The 24665-nt window shown below is 71.9% G+C and carries 16 protein-coding genes; 8 read left to right on the forward strand and 8 right to left on the reverse strand.

The window, feature by feature from the left end; genetic code table 11:
• Positions 1–59 precede the first annotated feature (59 nt).
• Positions 60–1211, reverse strand: a complete 1152-nt coding sequence (locus FVE25_RS31620; protein ID WP_157250775.1) for a copper amine oxidase — start codon at positions 1209–1211, stop codon at positions 60–62.
• 1 nt (position 1212) lies between these two features.
• Positions 1213–1866, reverse strand: coding sequence for a hypothetical protein (locus FVE25_RS31625; RefSeq protein WP_157250776.1), 654 nt, complete (start codon positions 1864–1866; stop codon positions 1213–1215).
• A gap of 127 nt (positions 1867–1993) precedes the next feature.
• On the opposite strand from FVE25_RS31625, the gene FVE25_RS31630 reads away from it, so the two are divergent.
• Positions 1994–3556, forward strand: coding sequence for an MFS transporter (locus FVE25_RS31630; protein ID WP_157250777.1), 1563 nt, complete (start codon positions 1994–1996; stop codon positions 3554–3556).
• 62 nt (positions 3557–3618) lie between these two features.
• On the opposite strand, the gene FVE25_RS31635 is transcribed toward FVE25_RS31630, so the two are convergent.
• On the reverse strand, positions 3619–6774 hold the full coding sequence (locus FVE25_RS31635) for an AfsR/SARP family transcriptional regulator (RefSeq protein ID WP_157250778.1): 3156 nt from the start codon (positions 6772–6774) through the stop codon (positions 3619–3621).
• Positions 6775–6832: 58 nt separating this feature from the next.
• Here FVE25_RS31635 and FVE25_RS31640 point away from each other — a divergent pair, with 58 nt between their 5' ends.
• Genes FVE25_RS31640 through FVE25_RS31655 form a run of 4 tightly spaced genes read left to right on the forward strand, consistent with a single transcriptional unit; the run spans position 6833 to position 9628 of the window.
• Entirely contained in the window at positions 6833–7702 is an 870-nt protein-coding gene (locus FVE25_RS31640; protein ID WP_157250779.1) for an NAD(P)-dependent oxidoreductase, read from the forward strand.
• Positions 7703–7740: 38 nt separating this feature from the next.
• A complete protein-coding gene (locus FVE25_RS31645) occupies positions 7741–7905 on the forward strand; it encodes a hypothetical protein (RefSeq protein ID WP_157250780.1) in 165 nt (54 codons plus the stop codon).
• Between the two features lie 2 nt (positions 7906–7907).
• A complete protein-coding gene (locus FVE25_RS31650; RefSeq protein WP_219825723.1) occupies positions 7908–8999 on the forward strand; it encodes a sensor histidine kinase in 1092 nt (363 codons plus the stop codon).
• On the forward strand, positions 8996–9628 hold the full coding sequence (locus FVE25_RS31655) for a response regulator transcription factor (RefSeq protein ID WP_281367929.1): 633 nt from the start codon (positions 8996–8998) through the stop codon (positions 9626–9628). The genes FVE25_RS31650 and FVE25_RS31655 overlap by 4 nt, the downstream gene beginning before the upstream one ends.
• A 234-nt stretch (positions 9629–9862) precedes the next feature.
• Here FVE25_RS31655 and FVE25_RS31660 read toward each other — a convergent pair whose 3' ends face one another.
• From FVE25_RS31660 to FVE25_RS31670, 3 genes are read right to left on the reverse strand one after another with little or no spacing between them, the layout of a single operon-like run.
• Positions 9863–11236 carry a maltokinase N-terminal cap-like domain-containing protein gene (locus FVE25_RS31660; RefSeq protein ID WP_157250781.1) on the reverse strand — a complete coding sequence of 458 codons (1374 nt, stop codon included), beginning with the start codon at positions 11234–11236 and terminating at the stop codon, positions 9863–9865.
• A gap of 3 nt (positions 11237–11239) precedes the next feature.
• Positions 11240–12952 carry a maltose alpha-D-glucosyltransferase gene (treS, locus tag FVE25_RS31665; protein ID WP_157250782.1) on the reverse strand — a complete coding sequence of 571 codons (1713 nt, stop codon included), beginning with the start codon at positions 12950–12952 and terminating at the stop codon, positions 11240–11242.
• Between the two features lie 24 nt (positions 12953–12976).
• Positions 12977–15016, reverse strand: a complete 2040-nt coding sequence (locus tag FVE25_RS31670; protein ID WP_181019769.1) for an alpha-1,4-glucan--maltose-1-phosphate maltosyltransferase — start codon at positions 15014–15016, stop codon at positions 12977–12979.
• Between the two features lie 240 nt (positions 15017–15256).
• Here FVE25_RS31670 and glgP point away from each other — a divergent pair, with 240 nt between their 5' ends.
• Complete coding sequence (gene glgP, locus FVE25_RS31675; protein ID WP_157250784.1) at positions 15257–17827, forward strand: alpha-glucan family phosphorylase; 2571 nt, start codon at positions 15257–15259, stop codon at positions 17825–17827.
• A 22-nt stretch (positions 17828–17849) separates the two neighbouring features.
• The gene (locus FVE25_RS31680) at positions 17850–18725 is read left to right on the forward strand and encodes a MurR/RpiR family transcriptional regulator (protein WP_157250785.1); all 876 of its coding nucleotides are present in this window, start codon (positions 17850–17852) and stop codon (positions 18723–18725) included.
• A gap of 12 nt (positions 18726–18737) precedes the next feature.
• On the opposite strand, the gene FVE25_RS56480 is transcribed toward FVE25_RS31680, so the two are convergent.
• Positions 18738–21533 carry a helix-turn-helix transcriptional regulator gene (locus FVE25_RS56480; RefSeq protein ID WP_157250786.1) on the reverse strand — a complete coding sequence of 932 codons (2796 nt, stop codon included), beginning with the start codon at positions 21531–21533 and terminating at the stop codon, positions 18738–18740.
• A gap of 96 nt (positions 21534–21629) precedes the next feature.
• Here FVE25_RS56480 and FVE25_RS31690 point away from each other — a divergent pair, with 96 nt between their 5' ends.
• Positions 21630–22703: an alkene reductase gene (locus tag FVE25_RS31690; RefSeq protein ID WP_181019770.1), complete on the forward strand. Its 1074-nt coding sequence runs from the start codon at positions 21630–21632 to the stop codon at positions 22701–22703.
• Positions 22704–22708: 5 nt separating this feature from the next.
• Here FVE25_RS31690 and FVE25_RS31695 read toward each other — a convergent pair whose 3' ends face one another.
• Entirely contained in the window at positions 22709–24619 is a 1911-nt protein-coding gene (locus tag FVE25_RS31695) for an N-acetylmuramoyl-L-alanine amidase (protein WP_157250788.1), read from the reverse strand.
• Between the last annotated feature and the right edge of the window lie 46 nt (positions 24620–24665).

The following is a 24665-nucleotide window of genomic DNA, read 5'->3' on the forward strand; positions in this document are numbered from 1 at the left end:
AGTGCCCTACATCGGCCGTCTGCCTCAGCCCCTGCCCGATTTCACCACGCCAATCACCTTCAGTTGGGGTTGGCCGCCGTGACATCCCGTGGAATGACCCGGAAACCCTGCCAGTGGACCGGCATCGGATCGGCGTCCTCGTCCCTGGCCACGTGGTGGAAGCCCACGTTCACCCAGACGACCGGGTCCTTCACCTGCTCGTCGCCCGCGTACTGGTCCACCGACTGCTTGCACCCGGGCGCCACGTTGTAGGTCGCCAGCCGCTCGCAGGCGCGGTACTGCGTCACGTACAGGTCGGCCCGGGTGAACGCCTCGTCCTGCGGGCCTCGGTACTCCGAGCTGTCGGAGTTGTTGATCTCCCAGCTCACCGGGTGCCGATCGGCGTTGCGCACCTGCGGATCCACCACCCGCCACCAGCGCATCCGCTCGTTGACCGCCTTGGTCTCACGGGTCAGCGCGGTGCGCACCAGTGAGCGCTTCTTCGTCCTGTTGCCGGCGAAGTCGTACTGTTCCACGACATCCCGGGAGGCACCCTGGATGTCGAAGTCCATCCGCCAGAACACGTTGTGGCTGTGCGACTCCTCGAAGTGCGCGTTGCCCACGCCGATCGGCCAGCCGTGCTGGGGCGCGGTCGTCACGCCCGCCAGCGAGCCCGTCGCGCCCACCCGCGGCGTGATCGAGCCGTCGTCACCGAAGACGAACTCGGCGAGGTAGGTGTACCAGCCCACCTGGTAGGCCGAGAGCACCACCAGCTCCCGCCCCTGCTTGGACCTGCGCTGCTGGGGATCGCCGAAGCCGTCCTTGAGGTAGGCGTGCCCGCGCGGCCGGGTCATCACGCAGACCACCTCCTTGCGCCGCTCGCCGTCCGGGCAGTCGGCGTCGGTCAGCGGGATCGCCGCCTCGCCCAGCGAGCCGATGTCGTGATAGCGCGGCTCGCCCGAGTCGTAGGGCACGTGAATCTGCGCCAGCGCCGCGCTCCGCAACACGCTGACCGGGGAGGAGCCCTTGGGCGTGTACGCGACCCGGTTGAGGGTCAGCCCCTCGATCGTGCGCATCTCCCAGCACAGCTGCCAGCGCGCGCCGTTGGGCAACGTCTCCTCGATCAGGTACGGCGCGCCGCAGGGCCGCTCCGCGGGAGCCGTACCGGCTGAAAGGGGTGTGACGGAACCGGCCGCGGCCACGAAGGCCGCCAGAGCGAGTTGCAGGAACAAGTCACCACTCCAGGGTGTGAACCTTCTTGGCGGACAGGTCGATGACGATGCGGCTGGTGTCGAGGTGCTTGCCGTCGGGCAGCCGCACGAACAGCCGCACGCAGCGGTGGGTCGCGCACGGCCCGCCCGGCTGGGAGTAGATCAGCCCGCGCAGCCCCAGGTCGGCGACGGAGCGCAGCTCACGCCCCGCGGCCTTGGCGTACGCGCGCCGCACGCCCTCGCCCAGCTTCGGATGGGCCAGCAGCAACTCGCCGGCGCGCGTCTCCTCGCGGCGCGAGGGCGGCGGTTGCACGCCCTTGCCCTTGGACTCCGCGGTGATCTTGTTGCCCTCGAGGTCGACCGTCCGCACGATGAGCGCGTCCTCGGCGTAGTCGTAGAGATAGACCTCCGCCTGCCGCGCCCGCGCGTCCTTGTCGTCGTCGCGCTCGACGTAGAGCAGCTCGACCCGGCCGACCTTCATGTGCTCCTGGGAGGGCGCCGTCGCGACGTCGCCGGCCCGCTTGATCTCGTCGGCCGTCAGCGGATCGCCGGGCGCGGGCTCGGCCTGGACGGCCTGCGCCGCCTGAGGAGCGTCTTCGCCGGTCAGCAGCACGGCCGCGCCTGCGGCCAGAGAGACTCCGGTGACCGCGACCGCGAGCACAACCACGCGCCGCATGCCGCCTCCTTTACTCTTCGTTAAAGAATGCCTACGAAGAGTAGTGGTTGTGGGGGTGTGGAGTCCGCGGAACCGCCGATTCCGGAAGGTTGACTTCAAGCATGCTTGAGCTTCTACGGTTCCATGCATGAACATGAATCGTGCCGGTCGCCGGGAATGGACAGGGCTGGCCGCCCTCATCCTGCCGACCTTGCTGATCTCGATTGATGTCTCCGTTCTGCACCTCGCCGTACCCGCGCTGACGGAGGACCTCCGGCCGACCTCTGCCCAACTGCTGTGGATCAACGACATCTACGGCTTCCTGATCGCCGGCTTCCTCATCACCATGGGCAACGTCGGCGACCGCGTCGGACGGCGCAAACTCCTGCTCATCGGCGGCGCCGCCTTCGCCGGAGCCTCCGTCCTGGCCGCCTACGCGCCCAGCGCCGAACTCCTCATCGCCGCCCGGGCCCTGCTCGGCGTCGCCGGCGCCACCCTGATGCCGTCCACGCTGTCGCTGATCCGGAATATGTTCCGGGACTCCGCCCAGCGCACCACCGCCATCAGCCTGTGGATGACCGGCTTCACCGGCGGCATGGTCGTCGGGCCGCTCGTCGGCGGAGCGCTCCTGGAGAACTTCTGGTGGGGCTCGGTCTTCCTGCTCAACGTCCCCGTCATGGCGATCCTGCTGGTGGCCGGACCCCTGCTCCTGCCTGAGTACCGCGCCCCGGCGATCGGCCGGATCGACCCGCTCAGCGTGCTCCTGTCCGTCGCCGCCGCCCTGCTGGCCATCTACGGGGTGAAGGAGATCGCCTCGTACGGCTTCGCCTGGCCGGCCGCGGCCGCCCTCCTGGCGGGCATCGCCCTGGCCGTCGTCTTCGTCCGCAGGCAGCACCGGCTGGACGACCCGCTGCTCGACATGAGGCTGTTCGCCGAACGCCGCTTCACCGCCGCCCTCGGCATCCTCATGCTGACCATCCTCATCGACCCGCCCTTCAGCCTGCTCATCGGCCAGCACCTCCAGCTCGTCAACGGGCTGTCACCCCTGACGGCCGGCCTGCTGATGCTGCCCGCGAGCCTCGCCGTCATCGCAGGCTTCCTGGTCTCCCCGGCGCTGGCCCGGCGGATCCGCCCCGGCTACCTGGCCGGGGCCGGGCTGGCCGTCGGCGCGGCGGGCTTCCTCCTGCTCACGCAGGTCACCACGGACAGCCACCCCGCGCTGCTGGTGGCCAGCCAGGTGCTGTTCTTCCTGGGCGCCTCGCCCATCTTCGTCCTGGGCACCGACCTGGTGGTCGGCGCCGCCCCGCCAGAACGCTCCGGCTCGGCCGCCGCCCTGTCGGAGACCGGCCAGGAATTCGGCGGCGCCCTGGGGCTGGCCGTCTTCGGCAGCGTCGCGGCCGCGGTCTACCGCGCCACCCTGGAGGTGCCCGCGGGCGCCCCGGCAGCCGTGGGTGAGGCCGCCCGCGACACGCTGGGCGGAGCCCTGGCCGCCGCGCGCGACCTGCCTCAGGCCACCGCCGACGCGCTGTCCCTGACGGCCCGCGAAGCCTTCACCACCAGCATCAACGTCACGGGCGCGATCGGCGCGGCCATCCTCGTGGTCACCGCCGTCCTGGCCGTCCTGTTCCTGCCCACGGCTTCGGACCCGGACCGGCCGGAAGAGGACACGCCCCCTCAGGAAAACGCGGGCGACCTCCAGCTCCGCCCCTGACGGCCCGGTCGCTTCCGCTGCCCCCGGAGTGCGGTCCTTGAGGGGCGGTTCCCGGCGGGCGGTTACGGCGAGCGGGCCAGGTCGAGCGCGGCCGGGAGGGAGAGGGCCGCGCCGCGGGCGCGGGCGGACATGTAGGGCTGCTCGCCCAGCCCCGCCAGGACGCAGGCGGCGATGCGGTCCACGTCGCCGCGCTCACCGGGCGGCAGCGGGGCGCCGGAGCCCTCACGCAGCGCGGTGGCCTGGCCCAGGAGGGACGCGGCCTCCTCGTGACGGCCCTGGAGTGCGCGGACGCCGGCCACCCCTTCCAGCGCCAGCGCGGTGGCCCGCGGGTCGCCGACGGCACGGGCGGCGGCCAGGCCGTCCAGATGCGAGGTCAGGGCCGCGGCCGCGTAGGAGGAGGCGTTGGCGGGGTCGGCGTGCCCGCGGAGCTCGGCGATGAACCCCAGCTCGGCCAGCATCAGCGCGGCCCCGGGCTCACCGGCCATCTCGCGTACCCAGGTCAGCCAGCGCAGCAGGAGGCGTTCGGCGTCGTCCAGGCGGCCCTGGCGGCGGGCGGACAACGCCAGGCCGAGCTCGGCGTCCTCCTCGGCGGGCCGGTTGGCCTGCTCGACCGCGGACCGGCGGGCGCGCTCGTGGTAGTCGTCGGCCCGCGCGAAGTCGCCTTCCAGCAGGGCGATGCGGCCGAGCTTGGACAGGCTGTCGGTGACGCTGGCCCACAGGCCGAGCTCCTCGGCCACACGCAGGCTCGCACGGCGAAGCTCGGCGGCCTTGGGGTAGTCGCCGCTGATCTCGGCGAGCGTGCTGAGGTTCTCGGCGGCGCGGTTCTGCCCCCAGCGGTCGCCGACCCGCTGGAACAACTCCAGGCTCCGCTCGCCGTTGGCCCGCAGCTCGCCCAGGTCGCCCCGCAGCAGCGCGCTCTTGCCGCGGATGCTGAGCACGGCGGCCACGCCCCAGGTGTCGCCGAGCTCCTCGAAGGCGCGCAGCGCGGGAGCGAGCAACGAGTCGCTGCACGTGGGCTCCTCGAAGCCGAACAACGCCATCCCGAGGAACCACCCGAGCCTGGCCCGCCGCGCCGGGTCGTCGATCTTGTCCAGCATGGCCGGGTCGAGCGGGGCGAGCTCGCCGGAGAGCATGGTCACGCCGGCCCACCACATCCGGGTCTCCGGATCCTCGCCCAGCGCCAGCGCGATCTCCAGTGACCGGCGCGCCTCGCCGAGCCGCCCGCGCAGCACCCAGTACCACGTCAGCGCCCGCACCAGCCGGTGCGCCTGCGCGGCCGGCCCGTGCGCGGCGGCGGTGTCGAGCGCGGCGCGCAGATTGCCCGACTCGGCGTCCAGGATCTCGAGCCACCGTTGCTGCTCGCGCCCCCGCAGGTACGGCTCGGCCCGCTCGGCCAGCGCCACGTGGTGGTCGAGATGGCGGCGGCGCACGAGCGCGGTCTCCCCGGCCTCCTCCAGCCGCTCGGCGGCGTAGGCGGCCACCGACTCCAGCAGGCGGAAGCGGGCGCCGCCGACCACGAGCGAGCGGTCCACGAGCCGGGCGAGCAGGTCGAGCACGTCGTGGCCGGGCTCGGCGCACATCTGCTCGGCCGCCTCCAGCGTGCACCCGTCGGCGTGTACGGCCAGCCGCCTGAGGACGAGGCGCTCCGGCTCGGTGAGCAGCTCCCAGCTCCAGTCGATCATCGCCCGGAGGGTCCGCTGCCGGGCGGGAGCATCGCGCATCCCGGAGCTGAGCAGCCGGAACCGGTCGTCCAGCCGGTCGGCCAGCTGGCGCGGGGTGAGCGCGCGGGCCCGGGCGGCGGCGAGCTCGACGGCCAGCGGGATGCCGTCGAGGCGGGCGCAGATCTCGGCCACCGCCTCGTCACCGGCCAGCCCGCCCCCGGCGCGGACGCTGAACAGCTCGATCGCGGCCTCCCTGCCCAGCGGCGGCACGCTCCACGCGGTCTCGCCGGTGACCCGGAGCGTCTCCTGGCTGGTGGCCAGCACCCGCAGCTCGGGAGCGCTCTGCAGGAGCTTGCGCACGAGCGGGGCGACCTGCTCGACGACGTGCTCGCAGTTGTCCAGCACGAGCAGGGCACGCCGACCGGCCAGCGCGGCGGCCACACGATCCGCCATGGCGTCCGGGCCGTGATCGGGCAGCCCGAGCACCTCCCCGAGAAGCTGCGCCACACCGTCGGCACAGGGCGTGGCCCAGGTGCCGGCGAAGGGGGTCGCGTCGCCTGCGCGGGAGGCGGCGGGGGTGCCGGCGAGCTGGACTGCGTCGCCTGCGCGGGCGGCGGCCGGGATGGTGGCCAGTTCGGCGAGCCAGGTGCCGTCGGGGAAGGCGGCGGCCGACGCCGACGCGGCGGCCAGGGCCAGCCGGGTCTTGCCGACGCCGCCCGGCCCGGTCAGGGTGACCAGGCGGTTGTCGGCCAGGAGCGCGCGGACCTCGCTCAGGGCGCTCTCGCGGCCGATCAGGGCGGTCACCGGCGCGGGCAGGTTGGTCTGGACGCGGGCGGGCGCCTGCAGGGCCGGGTCCTGGCGCAGGATGCGGGCGTGGAGGTCGGCCAGCTCGGGGGAGGGGTTGAGGCCGAGTTCGCCGGCCAGGCGCTCGCGCAGGTCGGCGTAGGCGGCCAGGGCGTCGCTCTGGCGCCCGGCGCGGTAGAGGGCGCGCATGTGGACGGCGCGCAGGCGCTCGCGCAAGGGGTGCTCGGCCACCAGGTCACCGACCTCGACGGGCTCGCCCAGCGCCAGCCGTGCCTCGCCGAGCTCCTCCAGCGCGGCCAGGCGCTGCTCCTCCAGTTTGGCCGCCGCCGGGCGGACCAGATCGACGTCCGACAGGCCGGCGTAGGCGGGGCCGCGCCAGAGGTCGAGCGCCTCGGTCAGCGCGGCGGCGCGGGCGCGCGGGTCGGCGGCGGGCGTGGCCAGGAGCGCCTGGAAACGCTCGGCGTCGAGCGCGTCGGCGGGCACGTCGAGCACGTATCCGGCGGCGCGGAACCGGACCGCGTCCCGATCGGCCAGCGCGCCGCGCAGCTGGGACACCTTCACCCGCAGCGCCGCCAGGGCGTCACGCGGGGGAGCGCCGCCCCACAACTCCTCCACCAGCCGGTCGGCCGAGACCGGCCGCCCCCGGTGCACCAGCAGCCCGGCCAGCAGCAGCCGGACCTTCGCCTCGCGCACCGTGACCGGCTCCCCCGAGGCCGTCCACACCGCGAGCGGCCCCAGCACGCCGAACCGCATAATCCCCCCATAACTCTCTCGGAAGCCGACCATAACCCCCCACCAGCACGCTGGGGCCATGACCAAGATTTCGATCGTCGGCCTGGGCCTCATGGGCACCGCGCTGGCCGAGACCCTTATCAAGGCCGGGCATGAGGTAACCGTATGGAATCGCACCGACAGTAAAGCGGAACCCCTGGTCGCGCTGGGTGCGACCAGGGCGGCAGACGTTGCGGAGGCGGTGCGGCCCGGGTCGCTGGTGATCGTCTGCGTGCTGGATTACGCCACCGTGCACGATCTTCTCCGGCAAGCTTCGCTCGAGGGTACGACAGTGGTCAACCTGACCAGCGGGCGGCCCGCGGAGGCCCGCCGTACCGCCGAGTGGGTGCGTGAGCGCGGCGGCGAGTATCTCGACGGCGGTGTGATGGCGGTGCCGCAGATGATCGGCGGGCCCGGGGCGCTGATCCTCTACAGCGGCTCCCAGGAGGTGTTCGACCGGCACCGGGCGGAGCTCGGCGCGCTGGCCGAGGCCAGGTACGTCGGCGCCGACGCGGGGCTGGCGCCGCTGCTCGACATGGCCATGCTGACCGGGATGTACGGCCAGATCGCCGGAGCCACCCAGGCGATGGCGCTCGTGCGCTCGGCCGGGCTGCCGGTGTCCGACTTCACCACGACGCTGCTGCTGCCGTGGCTGCGCGCGATGGGCGACCTGCTGCCCGGCTGGGCGGCGGAGATCGACGACCGGCACTGGGTGACCGACATGTCCAACCTCGGGGTGAACAACGCCGTCCTGGATGGCATCGCGGTCGCCATGCGCGAACAGGGTGTCGAGACCAACCTCCTCACCCCGCTCCAGCAGATCGTCGCCAAGCGGGTCGCGGACGGGCACCCCGGCCACGGGCTGCAGAGCCTCATCGAGGAAGTCCACCCGGATCTCCACCGTTCGTAGGTCCACCTCCACCCAGGCCCCTCCGTAGCGTCCGGGACATGGACAAAGTGCTCTACGTGCTCCAGAAGCTCCTGGACGCGAACGGGGGAAAGATGAACGGCAAGTTCTTCCTGGCCATCGTGGTGGTCGCCGGCCTCGTGGTGGTTGGCTTCATCGCCTTTCGCCTGCTTATGGTGGAGATGATTCTCAACTTGAGGGGCTAAAGGTGTGGGGGCGGATCACGCGACTGCTGTCCGTCGACGATCCGGAGACCGGCAGGCTGGTCAGATACGTCGTCACGGCGCTGCTGGGCTGGACGCTGGCCACCGCCGGTCCGGCCGAGCCCCTGGTGTGGGCGCTGCTGAGCGTCAGCATGGCCTGCTGGCTGCTGTTCGTCGCGCTGGACCCGCGAGCGCCGCGGCCCGCGCTGGCCGCCCTCGCCCTCGGCTCGGCCACCGCCGCCCTCGCGATCGGGCACGGCGGCAGTGACGGGCTCATCTTCCTTCTCACCCAGCTCATGCTGTTCGGCGCGAACGCGCGCACGCCGGTGCCCTGGATCCTCGCCGTGGCCGCCGCCGACCTGGTGCTGATGGTCGGCGGCATGCTCCGCGCCGGCGCGGCCGGGGGCAGCGTGGCCGTGTACGCCAGCGTGCTGGGCAGCATGCTCGTCGTCGCGCTCCACCGCCGCCAATACCGCCTGGGCCTGGCCGACCGCGCCCGCGCCGCCGCCCTCGACGAACGCGCCCGCATCGCCCGCGAACTCCACGACGTGCTCGCCCACTCCCTCGGCGCCCTGCGCGTCCAGCTCGAAGTGGCCGACGCCCTCCTCACGGAGAAACGCGACGTGGCCGCCGCCGCCGAACGCGTACGCCGCTCGCTGCGGCTGGCCACCGACGGCCTCATCGAGGCCCGCTCCGCCGTGGCCGCCCTGCGGGAGGACGTCCCGCCGCTGCCCGACGCCCTGGCCGCGCTCGCCGCCCAGCACCGCCACGACCACGCCGCCGCCGTCGAAATCCGCACCCACGGCCCGGCCCGCCCGCTGGCCCCCGCCGTAGAAGTGGGCGTCCTGCGTACGGCCCGCGAAGCCCTCACCAACGCCGCCAAACACGCCCCCGGCGCCCGCGTGGACATCGACCTCACCTACGCGGCCGGCTCCGTGCTCCTGACCGTCGACAACCCCTCCTCCGGTACGGCCCCGCCGCGGCCGGCCGGATTCGGCCTCGTCGGCATGCGCGAACGGCTGGCCCTGATCGGCGGCACCCTCGACGCCGGGCGGCGCGAAGGGACGTGGAGGGTGACCGTGGAGGTGCGGGCGTGAGGGTGCTCGTGGTCGACGACCAGCAGGTCATGCGCGAGGGACTGGTGGCGCTGCTGGACCTGGTGGACGGGATAGACGTGGTCGGCTCCGCGGGGAACGGCGAGGAGGCCCTGCGCCTGGTGGCCGCTCTGGCGCCCGACGTCGTCCTCATGGACCTGCGCATGCCCGTCCTGGACGGCGTCGAGGCCACCCGCCGGATCACCCGCGCCCACCCCGGAGTGGCCGTGCTGGTGCTGACCACCTATGACGACGACGAGTCCGTCTCCTCGGCGCTGCTGGCCGGCGCCCGCGGCTACCTGACCAAGGACGCCGGCCGCGCGGAGATCGCCGCCGCCCTGCGCTCGGCCGCCGCCGGCCAGTCCACCTTCGCCGCCCCGGTCTCCCGGCGCCTGGTGGAGGCACTGACCCGGCACGTCCCCGTCCGCCCGGACACCCTGCCCGACGGGCTGACCGCACGGGAGGCGGAGGTGCTGCGACTGATCTCCCGGGGGCTGAGCAACGCCGAGATCGCCGAGGCGCTGGTGGTGGCGGAGACCACGGTCAAGACGCACATCAACAACGCCTTCGCCAAGATCGGCGTCCGCAACCGCACCCAGGCAGCCGCCTACGCCCACCACCACACGCTGTAGGCGGATCACCCGGCTAAGTGGTCGGCCGGAGGGAGGGGCGCCTGGGCTGGGGGTTGCCCGGCTAGGTGGGCGGCCGGGGGGAAGGTTGACCGGGTGGAGCGGCGGCGGTGGTGGGGGAGCGGTCAGGGGGTGGGTTGGCCGGCGGGTGGCTGCGCAGATGGCGGTCGCGGGCAGCCTGAACCGGGCGTCCCCGTCGCAGGTGGGTCCCTGAACCGGGTGCCTTCACCTTGGGCGTCATTCCTGGCGGGTTCCGAAGGCGGCCAGGGGGATGGAGATCCAGGCGGGGCGGTTGCGGGCCTCGTAGACGACCTCGTACACGGCCTTGCCCAGTTCGAAGGCGCGCAGCAGCGGCTCCTGGGTGGCGCCGATCTGGCCGCCGCCCTCGACGTACCCGTCCAGGAACGCGGCCCGGTTGCGGGAGGACCAGTCGGCGGCCCGCGGCTCCAGGCGGTCGGCCTCCGGGTGGCCGGCCAGCAGGTGGCGGGCGGCGTAGTCGAACGAGCGCAGCATCCCGGCCACGTCCCGCAGCGGGGAGGACAGGGCCTTCCGCTCGCCCAGCGGCTGGCCGGGCTCGCCCTCGAAGTCCAGGATGATCCACTCGGTGGTGGTGCGCATGACCTGGCCCAGGTGGTAGTCGCCGTGCACGCGCTGGATGGGCACGTCGGCCGACACCTCGTCCAGGCGCTGGAAGGCCGTCTCGATCTCCTCGGCGTGCTCGCGCAGCTGGGGCGCTTCGGCCATGGCCCGGCCGAGGCGCCGCCGGAACTCCTCGGCCATGCGCTTGATCTCGGGCGGCTCCACGGTGGCCGTGGGGAAGGCCCTGGCCAGTTCGGCGTGGATGCGGGCCGTGGCCGCCCCCAGGCGGTGGGCTTCGGCCGAGAAGTCTCCGCCGGCGTTCGCCGCGGTCACCGGGTCCGGGTCGGCCGGGGCGGTCTCCCAGGGGGCCGGGGCGGGGTCGGGGATCGCGTAGTAGTCGCGGACGCTGGCCAGCGCCAGGGCCCAGCCGTCGTTGGCGGTGGACAGGAACTCCTGCATGATCGCGAGCGTGGTCGGCGTGCCGTCGAGGTCGGTTTCGATCCATCCGTACGGCTGGGCGATGTGGGGCGCGTTCCTCGCGGCCAGGGCGTTGACGATCTCCAGCTCGGGGTTCACCCCGGGGATGAGGCGCCGGAAGAGCTTGCAGATGTAGGCGTCGCCGTACACCAGGGAGGTGTTGGACTGTTCGGCGCCGAGCACGAGGCTGCGGGCGGAGGTGTCGATGGCGGCGCCGGGGGTGTGGCGCAGGCGCAGGCCCTCGGTGGTGGTGTCGTGGGCCATGCCGGTCAGGAGCCAGGAGGTGCGGTCGGCGTCATGCGCCGCGTCATAGTGATATTTATCGTGATAAATCCCAATTAGGGCATGTGACAGCCTGTCGGGGAGCTCGTCGCGGACGCCCAGGAGCAGCTGGTAGCGGTCGCGGGAGCCGTCCTGCCAGACCGCGACGATCAGGTGACGGAGGCCGGGGCCGAGCTCGATGTCCGAGTCGACGGACACCGAGTCGATCGGCCGCCCCTTGCCGCCGAACCAGCGTTGCTGCGGGAGCCATGCGGCAAGGAGCTGCTCGAGCACGTCTTACTCCTCCTGGGCTTGGGCCGGTGGGAGAGTGAACCAGTAGAAACCATGCCCAGGAAGCGTCAAAAGATACGGAAGTTCGCCAATCGGGGGGAAAGGTACTCCGCCCATGGTCTCGACCGGGGAGACTCCGGTGAATCTCCTCAGGTCCAGCTCGACCGGCTGAGGGAAGCGCGACAGGTTGTTGACGCAGAGCATGCGGTCGTCGCCCAGTTCGCGGACGAAGGCCAGGACGCTCGGGTTGGAGGAGTTCAGCTCCGTGAACTCGCCCAGCCCGAACACGGGGTGACGCTTGCGGATCTCGATCATGCGCTTGGTCCAGTGGAGCAGCGAGCCGCCGTTCTTCTGCTGCGCCTCGACGTTGATCGCCTGGTAGCCGTAGATCGGGTCCATGATGACCGGCAGATAGAGCCGGCCGGGGTCGCAGTCGGAGAAACCGGCGTTGCGGTCGGGGTCCCACTGCATCGGGGTGCGCACGCCGTCGCGGTCCCCGAGCCAGATGTTGTCCCCCATGCCGATCTCATCGCCGTAGTAGAGCACGGGAGAGCCGGGTAGCGACAGCAGCAGCGCGGTGAACAGCTCGATCTGGTTGCGATCGTTCTCCAGCAGCGGCGCAAGCCGCCGCCGGATGCCGACGTTGGCCCGCATGCGCGGGTCCTTGGCGTACTCGGAGTACATGTAGTCGCGCTCCTCGTCCGTCACCATCTCGAGCGTCAGCTCGTCGTGGTTGCGCAGGAAGATGCCCCACTGGCAGTTCTCCGGGATCTTCGGCGTCTGGGCCAGGATCTCGGAGATGGGGTAACGCGACTCCCGTCGTACCGCCATGAAGATGCGCGGCATGAGCGGGAAGTGGAAGGCCATGTGGCACTCGTCGCCGCCGCCCACGGTCTCGCCGAAGTACTCGACCACGTCCGTCGGCCACTGGTTGGCCTCGGCCAGCAGCACCCGGTCGGGGTAGAGGCGGTCCACCTCGGCCCGCACCCGCTTGAGGTAGGCGTGGGTCCTGGGCAGGTTCTCGCAGTTGGTGCCGTCCTCCTCGAACAGGTAGGGGATGGCGTCCATGCGGAAACCGTCGATGCCGAGGTCCAGCCAGAAGCGCAGCACCTCCAGCATCGCCGCCTGCACCGCCGGGTTCTCGTAGTTGAGGTCCGGCTGGTGGTGGAAGAAGCGGTGCCAGTAGTACTGGCCGCGCACCGGGTCGTAGGTCCAGTTGGAGGTCTCGGTGTCGATGAAGATGATCCGGGCGTCCTGGTACTTCTCGTCGGTGTCGCTCCAGACGTAGAAGTCGCCGAAGGGCCCCTCGGGGTCGTGCCGGGAGGCCTGGAACCAGGGATGCGCGTCGCTGGTGTGGTTCATCACCAGGTCCGCGATCACCCGCATGCCGCGCTTGTGTGCCTCGTCGACCAGTTTCACGAAGTCCCCGAGGTCCCCGAACTCCGGGAGGATCTTCATGTAGTCGGCGATGTCGTAGCCGCCGTCACGCAACGGCGACTCGAACAAGGGCAACAGCCACAGGCAGTCGACTCCCAGCCACTGGAGGTAGTCCAGGCGCTGGATGAGGCCCTTGATGTCGCCGGTGCCGTCGCCGTTGGAGTCGGCGAAGCCCCGGATGAGCACCTCGTAGAAGACCGCGCGCTTGTACCAGTAGGGGTCGCGTGGCTTCTCTTCGTCGAAGGTGTTGGGGATGGCGGCGGAGTGAACGATGTCTGACAAGTTGGACTCCCCGAATGGCTTCGTTTACCTATGAGCCGCTCGCACGGTGAGGATGTGCGCCGGGTGGATGTGGGGGTCGAGGCGCACGTAGTTCTGCTGATGCCACCGGTACGACTCCCCCGTGAGTTCGTCGTCGACGACGAACTCGGCGTTCCAGTCGAGTCCGAGGGCGGGCAGGTCGAGATCGACCGTGGCCTCATGGGTGTTGTGCGGGTCGAGGTTGATGACCGCCAGGACGACGTCGCCGAGCCCGTGCCGTCGTGTGGCCGTGTCATAGGCGCCGGAAAGCCGCTTGGAAAAGCAGACCATGTCCGGGTGGTCAACCCTGTGGAAGTGTAGATTACGCAATTCCTGAAGGGCAGGGTGCGCTCTTCTGAACAAATTGAGATGCGTGATGAAGGGGGCCAGACTGCGCCCTTCTCGCTCTGCTGCTACCCAATCGCGTGGTCTGTACTGATATTTCTCGCTATCGAGGTATTCCTCACTGCCGGGCCGTACCGCGATGTTCTCCCCCAGTTCGTACCCCGAGTACACCCCCCACGTCGGCGAGACCAGCGCGGCGAGGACGGCCCGGATCTTGAAGGCCGGGATGCCGCCGTGCTGCAGGTACTCGTGCAGGATGTCCGGCGTGTTCACGAACAGGTTCGGCCGCAGGAAGTACGAGGTCTGCCTGGCCAGCTCCGCCAGGTACGTCTCGACGTCGTGCTTGGAGTTCTTCCACGTGTAGTACGTGTAGGACTGGTGATAGCCGATCTTGGCCAGCGTCTGCAGCATGGGCGGCCGGGTGAACGCCTCGGCCAGGAAGATCACGTCGGGGTCCGTCTGCCGGACGTCGGCCAGCAGGCGCTCCCAGAACGCCACCGGCTTGGTGTGCGGGTTGTCCACCCGGAAGATCCGCACCCCGTGGTCCATCCAGTGCCTCAGCACCCGCTTGACCTCGGTGTAGACGCCCTCCGGGTCCTTGTCGAAGTTGAGCGGGTAGATGTCCTGGTACTTCTTGGGCGGGTTCTCGGCGTAGGCGATCGAGCCGTCGGCCCGGATCGTGAACCACTCCGGGTGCTCCTTGACCCAGGGGTGGTCGGGGGAGCACTGCAGCGCGAAGTCGAGGGCGACCTCCATGCCCAGCTCGCGGGCGCGGCCGACGAACTCGTCGAAGTCGTCGATGGTGCCGAGGTCGGGGTGGATGGCGTCGTGGCCGCCGTCCTCCGAGCCGATGGCCCACGGGGAGCCCGGGTCGTCGGGTTCCGGGGTGAGCGTGTTGTTGCGGCCCTTGCGGAAGGTGTGGCCGATCGGGTGGATCGGGGGGAGGTAGACGACGTCGAAGCCCATGCGGGCGATGGCGGGCAGCCGCTTGGCCGCAGTCTGGAAATTTCCGGACTTGCTGATGCCGGCGGCGTCCACGACCGCCCCCTCCGACCGGGGGAAGAACTCATACCACGACCCGTACAGCGCCCGGCGCCGGTCCACCCGGATCCGCAGCTGCCTGGAGCGGGTCACCATGTCCCGCAGCGGATGGGCCTCCAGCAGCGCCGCGGTATCCGGCAGTTGCGCGATCGACAGCCGCGCCCGGGGATCGAGCTCGTCCTCGCGCAGCGTGGCCGCCACCGACAGCAGCGCCGCCCGGTGCCCGCAGGCGTCGTCGCCGTTCTGGGGGCCGGGGCAGTCGGCCGGCCGTACACCCTTGGCGGCGCGCTCGAACAGACGCGCGCCCTCCTCGCACATGAGGTCGGTGTCCATCCCGCGCGGGATCTTGATCCCGGCGTCGTGCAGCCAGGTGGCGATGGGGTCGCTCCACGCCTCCACCCGGAACTGCCAGTCGCCCTCGGCCGCGAGCGTCACCGGCACGGCCCAGCGGTCGGTCCCCTGGCCCTGCTCGCGCATGGGTTTCAGCCGCCCCCGCTGTCCGTCGGGGGAGGTGAGCACGATTCCAGCGGCCACCGCGTCGTGTCCCTCGCGGAACACCGTGGCGGCTATGTCGAAGGTCTCGCCGGCCACCGACTTCGCGGGCCACTGCCCGCAATCGACGACAGGCTGGATGTCCGTGATAGGAATACGTCCGATCATCGTTTCCATTCTCATGGCTCAAGGTCCGCAGAGGGCAGGATCGATCCTTGCATCTCGTCGTGGGCAGCGGCGGACAGCCATCCGAAGTGTTCCCCAGGACAGCCATATGAGGGGGTTGCCCCAATAGTCCCCCTTCATGCCTTTCCCCGGAAGAGGGTTTGAAGGGCTTTGCGCATGGTGAGGGACCCACTCGTCCAGATCAGCTCGTGCCCGTCCCTTCAACGCTCTAGGGTTCCCAACGTGAGAGCTATCCGCAGGTTCACCGTCCGCACCGTCCTCCCCGCGGAGCTGGCCGCACTCGGCGAGCTCGTCCACAATCTCCGCTGGTCGTGGCACCCGGAGACCACGGACCTGTTCGCCGAGGTCGACCCCGCCCTGTGGCGTCAGGTCGGGCACGACCCCGTAGCGCTGCTCGGTGCCGTCGATCCCGCCAGGCTGCGCGAGCTGGCCGCCGACCGCCGCTTTCTGCGCCGCCTCGCCGACGCCGCCGACGACCTCCGCGAATACATGACAGCGCCCCGGTGGTACCAAACGCTCTCCGACGCGCCGCGGGCGATCGCCTATTTCTCCCCCGAGTACGGCCTGGCCGCCGCCCTGCCCCAGTACTCCGGCGGCCTCGGCATCCTGGCCGGCGACCACCTGAAGGCCGCCAGCGACCTGGGCGTGCCGATCCTGGCCGTCGGCCTGCTCTACCGCCACGGCTACTTCACCCAGTCCCTCTCGCCAGAAGGCTGGCAGCTCGAGCACTACCCCTCGCTCGACCCGGGCGGCCTGCCGCTGACCCTGCTCAAGGACGTCCGGGTGCGCGTCGGCCTGCCCGGCCAGCGGACCCTGCACGCCCAGGTCTGGGCCGCGCAGGCAGGCCGGGTGCCGCTGCTGCTGCTCGACTCCGACGTGGCCGAGAACGACGCCGCCGCCCGCGACGTCACCGACCGCCTCTACGGCGGCGGCACCGACCACCGCCTCATGCAGGAGCTCCTGCTCGGCATCGGCGGCGTGCGCGCCATCCGCGCCTACTGCGAGAGCACCGGCCACCCCGAGCCCGAGGTCTTCCACACCAACGAAGGCCACGCCGGGTTCCTCGGCCTCGAACGCATCCGCGAGCTCACCGAGGCCAGGCTCAGCTTCGACGAGGCCCTGGAGGCGGTGCGCGCCGGCACGGTCTTCACCACCCACACCCCGGTCCCCGCCGGCATCGACCGCTTCCCCGCCGAGATGATCGAGCGCCAGTTCGGCGGCGACACCGCCTGGCCGACCGTCCCGGTGGAGCGCATCCTCGCGCTCGGCGCCGAGGCCGAGCCCGGCGTGTTCAACATGGCGATCATGGGCATGCGGCTGGCCCAGCGGGTCAACGGCGTCTCCGAGCTGCACGGCGAGGTCAGCCGGGGGATGTTCCAGACCCTGTGGCCGGGCTTCGACCTCGACGAGGTCCCGATCGGCTCGATCACCAACGGCGTGCACGCGCCCACCTGGGTCGGCCGCGAGCTCATGGAGCTGGCCGGCCGCGAACTGCCGACGCTCATCGAGCGGGCCCAGGGCTGGGAAGGCGTGCAGAAGATCTCCGACGCCGACATCTGGGAGATCCGCGGGATCCTGCGCCGCCGGCTGGTGGAGTCGGCCCGCGCCCGGATGCGCACCTCCTGGCGGGCGCGCGGCAGCTCCGACGCCGAGCTCGGCTGGATCGACGAGGCGCTCGACCCCGACGTGCTGACGATCGGGTTCGCCCGCCGCGTGCCGTCCTACAAGCGGCTCACGCTCATGCTCTCCGACCCGGACCGCCTCAGGTCGCTGCTCCTCGACCCGGTCAAACCCATCCAGATCATCATCGCCGGCAAGGCGCACCCGGCCGACGAGGGGGGCAAGAAGCTCATCCAGCAGATCGTCACCTTCGCCGACCAGGAGGACGTGCGCCACCGCATCGTCTTCCTGCCCGACTACGACATGGCCCTCGGCCAGGAACTCGTGCAGGGCTGCGACGTCTGGCTGAACAACCCCCTGCGCCCGCTGGAGGCCAGCGGCACCTCCGGCATGAAGTCCGCGCTCAACGGCGGGCTCAACCTGTCGATCCGCGACGGCTGGTGGGACGAGTGGTACGACGGCACCAACGGCTGGGCCATCCCCACCGCCGACGGCGTCACCGACCCCGACCGCCGCGACGAACTGGAGGCCGCGGGCCTCTACGACCTGATCGAGCACGAGGTGGCCGACCGCTTCTACGACCGCTCCGGCGAGGGCCTGCCCAGGCGCTGGCTGGAGATGGTCAAGCACACGCTCGCCACCCTGGGCCCGAAGGTGCTGGCCGGCCGCATGCTGCGCGACTACGTGGTCGGCCTCTACGCCCCCGCCGCCGCCTCCGCCCGCGCCCTGTCCGCCGACGGGTACGGCCCGGCCAAGTCGTTCGCCGCCTGGCGGCTGCGGGTGAACCAGGCATGGCCCGCCGTACGCGTGGAGCATGTGGAGGCGTCGGGCGTCGGCGACACCCCCGAGGTCGGGGCCTCCCTGGACCTGCGCGCCACGATCGCGCTGGGCGACCTCGACCCCGCCGACGTCGTGGTGGAGGCCGCCTACGGCCGGGTCGGCCCGCACGACGAGCTGATCAGCCCCCGCCACCTCGAGCTCGCGCCCGACGGCCCGGGCGGCGACGACGGCCGCGCCCATTACACAGGGACGATCCCGCTCGATCGCACCGGCGCCTTCGGCTACACGGTCCGCGTGCTTCCGTCGCATCCGATGGCCTGCTCGAAGGCCGAACTCGGGCTGATCGCGGTGCCCGAGGAACCCGCTGGTATGACGAACGGCACACTCCGCTGACAATGGCCCCATAATCGTCTGTGTGGAGGACAGTCGCGATGGCCTGCGGGCCGACACCCTGGTGGCCACGGTCCGCGGTGTGCTGCCGTCCCTGACGCCCGCCGCGCAGACCGTGGCCCGGCTGATCCTGGAGGACCCGGCGACCGTGGCACGCAGCACGATCACCGAGTTGTCGGCGGCCTCCGGCACCAGCGAGGCCACGATCGTGCGCACCGCGCGGCTGCTCGGCTTCGCCGGGTACCCGCAGCTGCGCCTGGCGCTGGCCGCCGCCGCGGCGCAGCCCGACCGGCTGGTCCCCGGCGACCTGGCCCCCGACGACCCGCTGTCGGAGGTCATCCACAAGGTCGCCAGGGCCGAGTCCGAGGCGATCAACGACACCGTCGCCCAGCTGACCTCAGAGCGGCTGGGCGTGGTCGTCGACGCGATCGTCGGCGCGCGCAGGGTCGACGCCTACGGGGTCGGCGCCTCCGGCCTGGTGGCCGAGGACGTGGCGCAGAAGCTGCTGCGCATCGGCATGTCCAGCCACGCCTTCCAGGACGCCCACCTCGCGCTGACCAGCGCCGTCCTGCTCAAGCCCGGTGACGTGGCGATCGGCATCAGCACCTCGGGGGAGACGCCCGACGTGCTGGAGCCCCTGGGGCGGGCCGGCGAGGCCGGCGCCACCACCGTCGCGATCACCAACAACCCCCGCTCGTCCATCGCCGACCTGGCCGAGCACGTGCTCATCTCCGCCGGGCGCGAGACCGAGTTCCGCCCGGCCGCCATGGCCAGCCGCATCAGCCAGCTCGTCGTGGTGGACTGCGTGTTCGTGGGCGTGGCCCAGCGCACCTTCGACTCCTCGCAGGAGGCGCTGCAGTCCACCCGGCAGGCGGTCGCCGCCTTCGTCAAGAAGCGCTGATCGTTCCTCGGCCTAGCCGGCGCCGGCCAGGTCCAGGCGGGCCAGTTCGCGGCGGGAGCCGACGCCCAGCTTCGGGTAGGCCTTGTACAGGTGGTGTTCCACCGTGCGCTTGCTCAGGAATAGCTGGGCGGCGATCTCCTTGCTGCTGTGGCCCTCGGCGGCCAGCCGTACCACCTGGAGCTCCTGCGCGGTGAGGCGGTCACGCGGGTGGGCCGCGGTCGCCTCGGCCGCCACCACGCTCTCGCCGGTCGCCCGCAGCTCGGCCCGCGCCCGCTCGGCCCACGGGGTGGCCCGGAGGCGCTCGAAGATCTCCAGCGCGGACCGCAGCGGCGTCCGCGCGTCGCTGCGCCGCCTGGCCCGCCGCAGCCACTCGCCGTAGAGCAGCTCGGTCCGCGCCCGCTCGAACGGCCGGCCGCCCTGTTGGTGCAGGTGTACGGCTTGCGCGAACAGCTCCTCGGTCCGAGTCGGCTGCCCGGAGGCGGGGGCACCCGCAGGGAGGGAGGGGGAAGTGGTCTGCCCGGAGGGGAGGGAGGGGGGAGTGGTCTGGCCGGGGGTGGGGGTGCCTTCGGGGTGGGGAGTCGCCTGTGCGGGGGCAGCTTCGGAGGAGGGCTGGTGGGTGTCGGTGAGAAGGGCTTGGCTGCGGGCGGCGACGGCCAGGGCCCAGGGCTGGCCGGTGGCCTCGGCCCAGGCGGTGAAGCGGCGTAGCGGCTGTACCGCGCGATCGGGGCGGCCCAGCCGTACCGCTGCTTCGACCTGGTCGGCGGCGGCGGCGATCAGGTCGATGCCGTGGGCGCCCGGGCCGCGCCAGCTCGTCTCCAGGCGGGACAACGCCGCCTCGTAGTCGCCCAGCCCCAGGTCGAGCAGGCTCAGGGTGACGGCGGCGTGGGCGGTGTCCGACTCGGGCAGGCGGGCGGCCAGGGCGCGGCTGCGGCCGGCGTCGCCTTCGATGGCGGCGATCTTCGCGGGGACGACCGTCAGCCAGGTGAGGTCCTGCGGCAGCCCGGTGACCCGGACGATCTCGGTCGCCTCGGCCACGGCCATCTCGGCCTCGCGGTGCAGCCCGGCCCGCACCTGGGTCTCGGCCAGCACGCGCAGCGCTTCGGGCAGGGCGCCGATCAGCCCATGGGCGCGGCAGCGGGCCACCTCGGCGGCGGCCAGCTCCAGCGTGGTGGCGTCGTCGGCGACGACCATGCTGGAGTACATGGCCTCGGCGCCCCGGTCCACGGACGCCTCGGTGAGGAAGCGGGTGAGGTGCGGCAGGGCCCCCGCGTAGTCCTCGTCCATCAGGTGGGCCAGGCCGGAGACCATCGGATCGGGCCGGCCCATGTCGGTGAGGCTCCTGGCGGCGGCCCGCACGGGTTCGGGTTCGCAGGAGAACCAGGCGTAGGTCGCGCCGGTGCGCAGCATCTCGGCCGCGCGGTCGGCGTCGGCTCGCCCGGCCTGCTCCATCAGCAGGCGTACGGCCCGCGTCCGCTCGCCCAGCTCGAACAGCGCGGCGGCACGCACCTGGGCCAGCCCGGCGAGCCTGGGGTCGCCGTCCGCGGCCAGCCCTTGGGCGTGTTCGGTCAGCTCGGCGGCGAGGGCGGGGTGCCCGGCGGTCAGGGAGGCGCTGGCGGCGTGGTCGAGGTTGGCGATCCGGTCGCCCTCGTCGGGGGAGAGGTGGGCGGCCCGCCGGTAGAGGCGGGCGGCGGCGCCGTACGCACCGCGGACCCGGGCGCGTTCCGCGGCGGCGGTCAGCTCGGCGGCGACGTTCTCGTCGGGTGCGGTCGTGGCGGCCGACAGGTGGTGGACCCGGCAGTCCGCCGAGGGGCTGACCTCGGCCAGCGCTCGGTGCGCGGCGATCCGGCGGGCCATCGGCGCCCCTTGGTAGGCGGCGGTGGCGATCAGCGGGTGCCGGAAGCTCAGCCGGTCGTCGATGACCTGGACCAGGCCGGTCCGCTCGGCCGCTTCGAGGTCGTCGAGGCCGACGTCCATGATCTGCCCGGCCTTCACCAGCATCGGGAGGTTGCCCCGGCCTTCGGCGGCGGCGATGAGCAGGACGAGCCGGGTGCGCTCGGGCAGGTTCACGATCTGGGCGCGGAAGGAGCCGAGCACCCGCTCGGCCACGGCCAGGTGGACCGGCCCGGTCGAGCTGCCCCGCTGAGCGGCGGCGAACTCGATCAGCGCCAGCGGGTTGCCCTCTGACACGGCGATGACCTGCTCGCGCAGCGCCGGGGCCAGGCCGTGCACGGTCAGCAGGTCCGCGGCCCCGGTGGCGTCCAGCCGGGACGGGCGCACCTCGGCCAGTCCCGCGGCGGCGAAGCCGTCCTCGCGCGTGGCGAAGACCACGGCCACGCCCTCGGCGGCCAGCCTCCTGGCCGCGAACAGCAGCGCTTCCGCGCTGGCCTGGTCCAGCCAGTGGGCGTCGTCGACCAGGCACAGCACCGGCTGCTCCTCGGCCAGGTCGGCGAGGAGGCTGAGCGTGGCCAGCCCGGTCAGGAAGCGGTCGGGGGCGGCGCCGCCCGGCGCGCTGCTCAGTACGGCCCGCAGCGCCTCGGCCTGCGGCGGCGTCAGCGCGCCGATGTGCTCCTGGACCGGCCACAACAGCTGGGCCAGCCCGGCCAGCGCCAGGTCGGTCTCCTGCTCGATGCCGGTCAGCCGCAGCACCCGCAGCCCGGCCGCGCCCGCCTCGCCGGCCGCCCAGTCCATCAGCGCGGTCTTGCCGATGCCGGGCTCGCCGCGCAGCACGAGGGCGCCGCTGCGTCCCTCGCGCGCCCCGGCGATCAGCTCGGCGAGCCGCGCCTGCTCGGTAGACCTGCCGTAGAGCACCGGCCCTCCTCCGTACACAGACCGGTAAACCGTACTGATTCGGCGGTCATTCCTGCGCTCGTACGTTCGTGCCGTCCCGACGACAGGAGATGCGTGATGAACGAGCTGTTCGAACCCGTGACCATAGGCAAACTGGACCTGCCCAACCGGCTGTTCATGTCGCCCATGACCCGCAGCCGGGCGGGGAGCGGGGCCGTGCCCTCGGAGCTGGCCGCCGAGTACTACGCCCAGCGTGCCGCCGCCGGGCTGATCGTCACGGAGGGCACCCAGCCGTCGGTGCTCGGCCAGGGCTACATCGACACCCCCGGCCTGCACTCCGCGGCGCAGGTCGAGGGCTGGCGGAAGGTGACCGACGCCGTCCACGCCCAGGGCGGGCGCATCTTCGCCCAGCTCATGCACACCGGCCGGATCGGCCACCCGTGGCTCTACCCCGGCGGTTCCCTGCCGCTCGGCCCGTCGCCCATCGCCTCGGGCGAGACCCTGTACACCCCCGAGGGCATCCTGGAGCACCCGGCGCCCAAGGAGATGACCTCGGCCGAGATCGCCGCCACCGTCGCCGACTTCGCCCGGGCGGCGGAGAACGCGATCGCCGCGGGCTTCGACGGCGTGGAGGTGCACGGCGCGAACGGCTACCTGATCCACCAGTTCCTGTGCGGCAGCGCCAACACCCGCACCGACGCCTACGGCGGCGGCGTCGGCAACCGGATCCGGTTCGGCGTCGAGGTCGCCAGGGCGGTCGGCGAGGCCATCGGCCCCGAGCGCGTCGGCTTCCGCATCTCCCCGCGCAACCCCAACAACGGCATCCGCGAGCAGGACTCCGCCGAGCTCTACCCGGCGCTCGTGCGCGCCCTTTCCGAGTACGGCCTGGCCTACCTGCACATCATGGAGTGGGACCGGGAGCTGACCAAGGTCGTCAGGGCGGAGTGGCCGGGCGTCCTGGTCCTCAACCCGAAGGCGGAGCCCGGCACCCCGAGCTCCACGCCGGAGCAGGGCGCCGCAGTCCTGCGCGAGGGGCTGGCCGACGCCGTCACCCTGGGGTCGTACTGGCTGGCCAACCCCGACCTGCCGGAGCGGATCAAGGCGGGCGGGCCGTACAACCTGCCCGACCCCGCGACGTTCTACGGCGGCGACCACCGCGGGTACACGGACTACCCCGCGATGGTCGCCTAGGGCGGTCAGGCCCAGGTCAGGTTGACGTCGGCAGCCTTGACGAACATCACCCGGTGGCCGAACTGGATCTGGTAGTACAGGGTCTTCCCGCGCACCACCTTGTGGGTGGCCGGGTCGATGGTGACGGCCCGGTAGTACTCGCCGAACTGCACGCCGCCCATCGTGTACTTCTCACCGGCGGAGAAGGTGTACTGCAGCGGCGTGATCTCCTGGTAGGGGATGTCGGCCGGGTATGCCTCCTTCTCCGGGTAGGCCCTGCCGTACACCGGGATGGTGGCCAGGCCGGGCTTGGGGGTGACGGCCAGGCCCATCGAGGGGATGGCGGTCGGGGCGGCGGCGGGGTTGTGGAACCACGCCTTCTGGCCGAGGTACCAGATGGCCGTCCAGTCGCCCTGCCGGTCGGCGACGACGTAGCGCTGGCCGGTGACGGCGCGGGCGCTGTGGTCGTAGACGCTGTAGAGGGAGCGGCCGGCGCCGCGCTTGCCGATGTCGTCCACGAGCGGGCCGTCGGGGCGGGGCTCCTTGCGCAGCCAGACGGTGGCGGCGCTGGTGGGCGGGCAGGCGGCCTCGGGGTTCTTGCGGTCGCAGCCGTAGAAGTACGGCTTGTTGGTCGCGAAGTCCGGCTTGATCATGACGGTGCCGGCCTTCGGGCCGCCGAAGGGGTGGAACGGGGCGCCGAGGAGCTTGAAGTAGCGGTCCCAGTCCCAGAAGGGCCCGGGGTCCTCGTGCATGCCGCGCACGGTCGTGGGCAGGGTGCCGGGCACGTTGTCGTGGCCGAGGATGTGCGCGCGGTCGAGCGGGACGCCGTGCTTGAGCGCGAGGTACCTCACCAGTTTGGCGGAGGTGCGGTACATCGCCTCGGTGTACCAGGCGGCGCCTTCGGCGAGGAAGCCCTCGTGCTCGAGGCCGATGGACTTGGCGTTGACGTACCAGTTGCCGGCCTGCCAGCCGACGTCCTTGGTCTTGATGTGCTGGGCGATGTGGCCGTCGTTGGAGCGCAGCGAGTAGTGCCAGCTGGCCGCGCGGGCGGGGTTGAGCAGCAGGTCGATGGAGGGCCGCCAGTATCCCTCCATGTCGTGGATGATGATGTAGTCGACCTTCTGGTTGAACGGCCGGTTCGAGGTGTCGAAGTTGCCGTACTTGCCGCCGGGCAGTTCGGCCTGCTTGGCCGGGATCCACTCGCAGGAGATCGTGGGCGGGCACTCGACGCCGTCGCGGCTGGGCAGTTTGAGCCCGAGCTTGTCGAGCCACGCCTTGATCGCCTCGAGGTCGGGCAGCGCGGGCAGCCTGACCTGCTGGCCGTCGTCGGTGGTGCGCTCGGCGCCCTGCTTGATCGTGGCGAAGACCTCGTCGGCGAAGAACTGGGCGGCTTCGCGCTCGGTCGCGCCGGAGTACTGGGCGACCGCGCCGTACCACTGGGCGGGGTCGTCGCTGAGCGGCGCGCCGAGGGACTTCTGGTAGGCGGCCAGCAGCGCGGCGCCGCCGCGGATGTTGGCGGCCGGGTCGGTGCGGAGTTTCTCGTGGCTCTCGCCGGTCAGCTCGGCGGCCTTCTCCATGGTCCGCAACGAGGCGGGGATCTCGGACGGGGCGGGTGGTGCCGCCTCCTCGCGCGGGCCGAGTGGCCTGCTGTCGTCACCACGCGGGTCCTCTTCACCCTCTTCGTGGTGGTTCGAGGTGGAGTAGGCGGCGGCATCGGTCAGGTGCATGGGGCCGAAGCCGGCGTCGCTGCTGGGCCGTCCGCCGTTGGCGTCCCAGCGGGATTCCAGGTAGGACACGCCGAGCAGGACGCTCTCGGGAACCTCGAACTCCTGGGCCGCCGCGGCGAACGCCTGCTGCCGGTCGGCGGGTTCATCGGCATGAGCGGGGGAAACGTTGAGTAAAGGGAGCAAGGCGACGATGGCCAAGACTCTGCGCATTCACTGCTCCTCAGGACTGGGGGGTCACAGGTGCAGTCAGCGTCTC

The organism is Nonomuraea typhae, from assembly GCF_009760925.1.
Taxonomy (GTDB): Bacteria; Actinomycetota; Actinomycetes; order Streptosporangiales; family Streptosporangiaceae; genus Nonomuraea; species Nonomuraea typhae.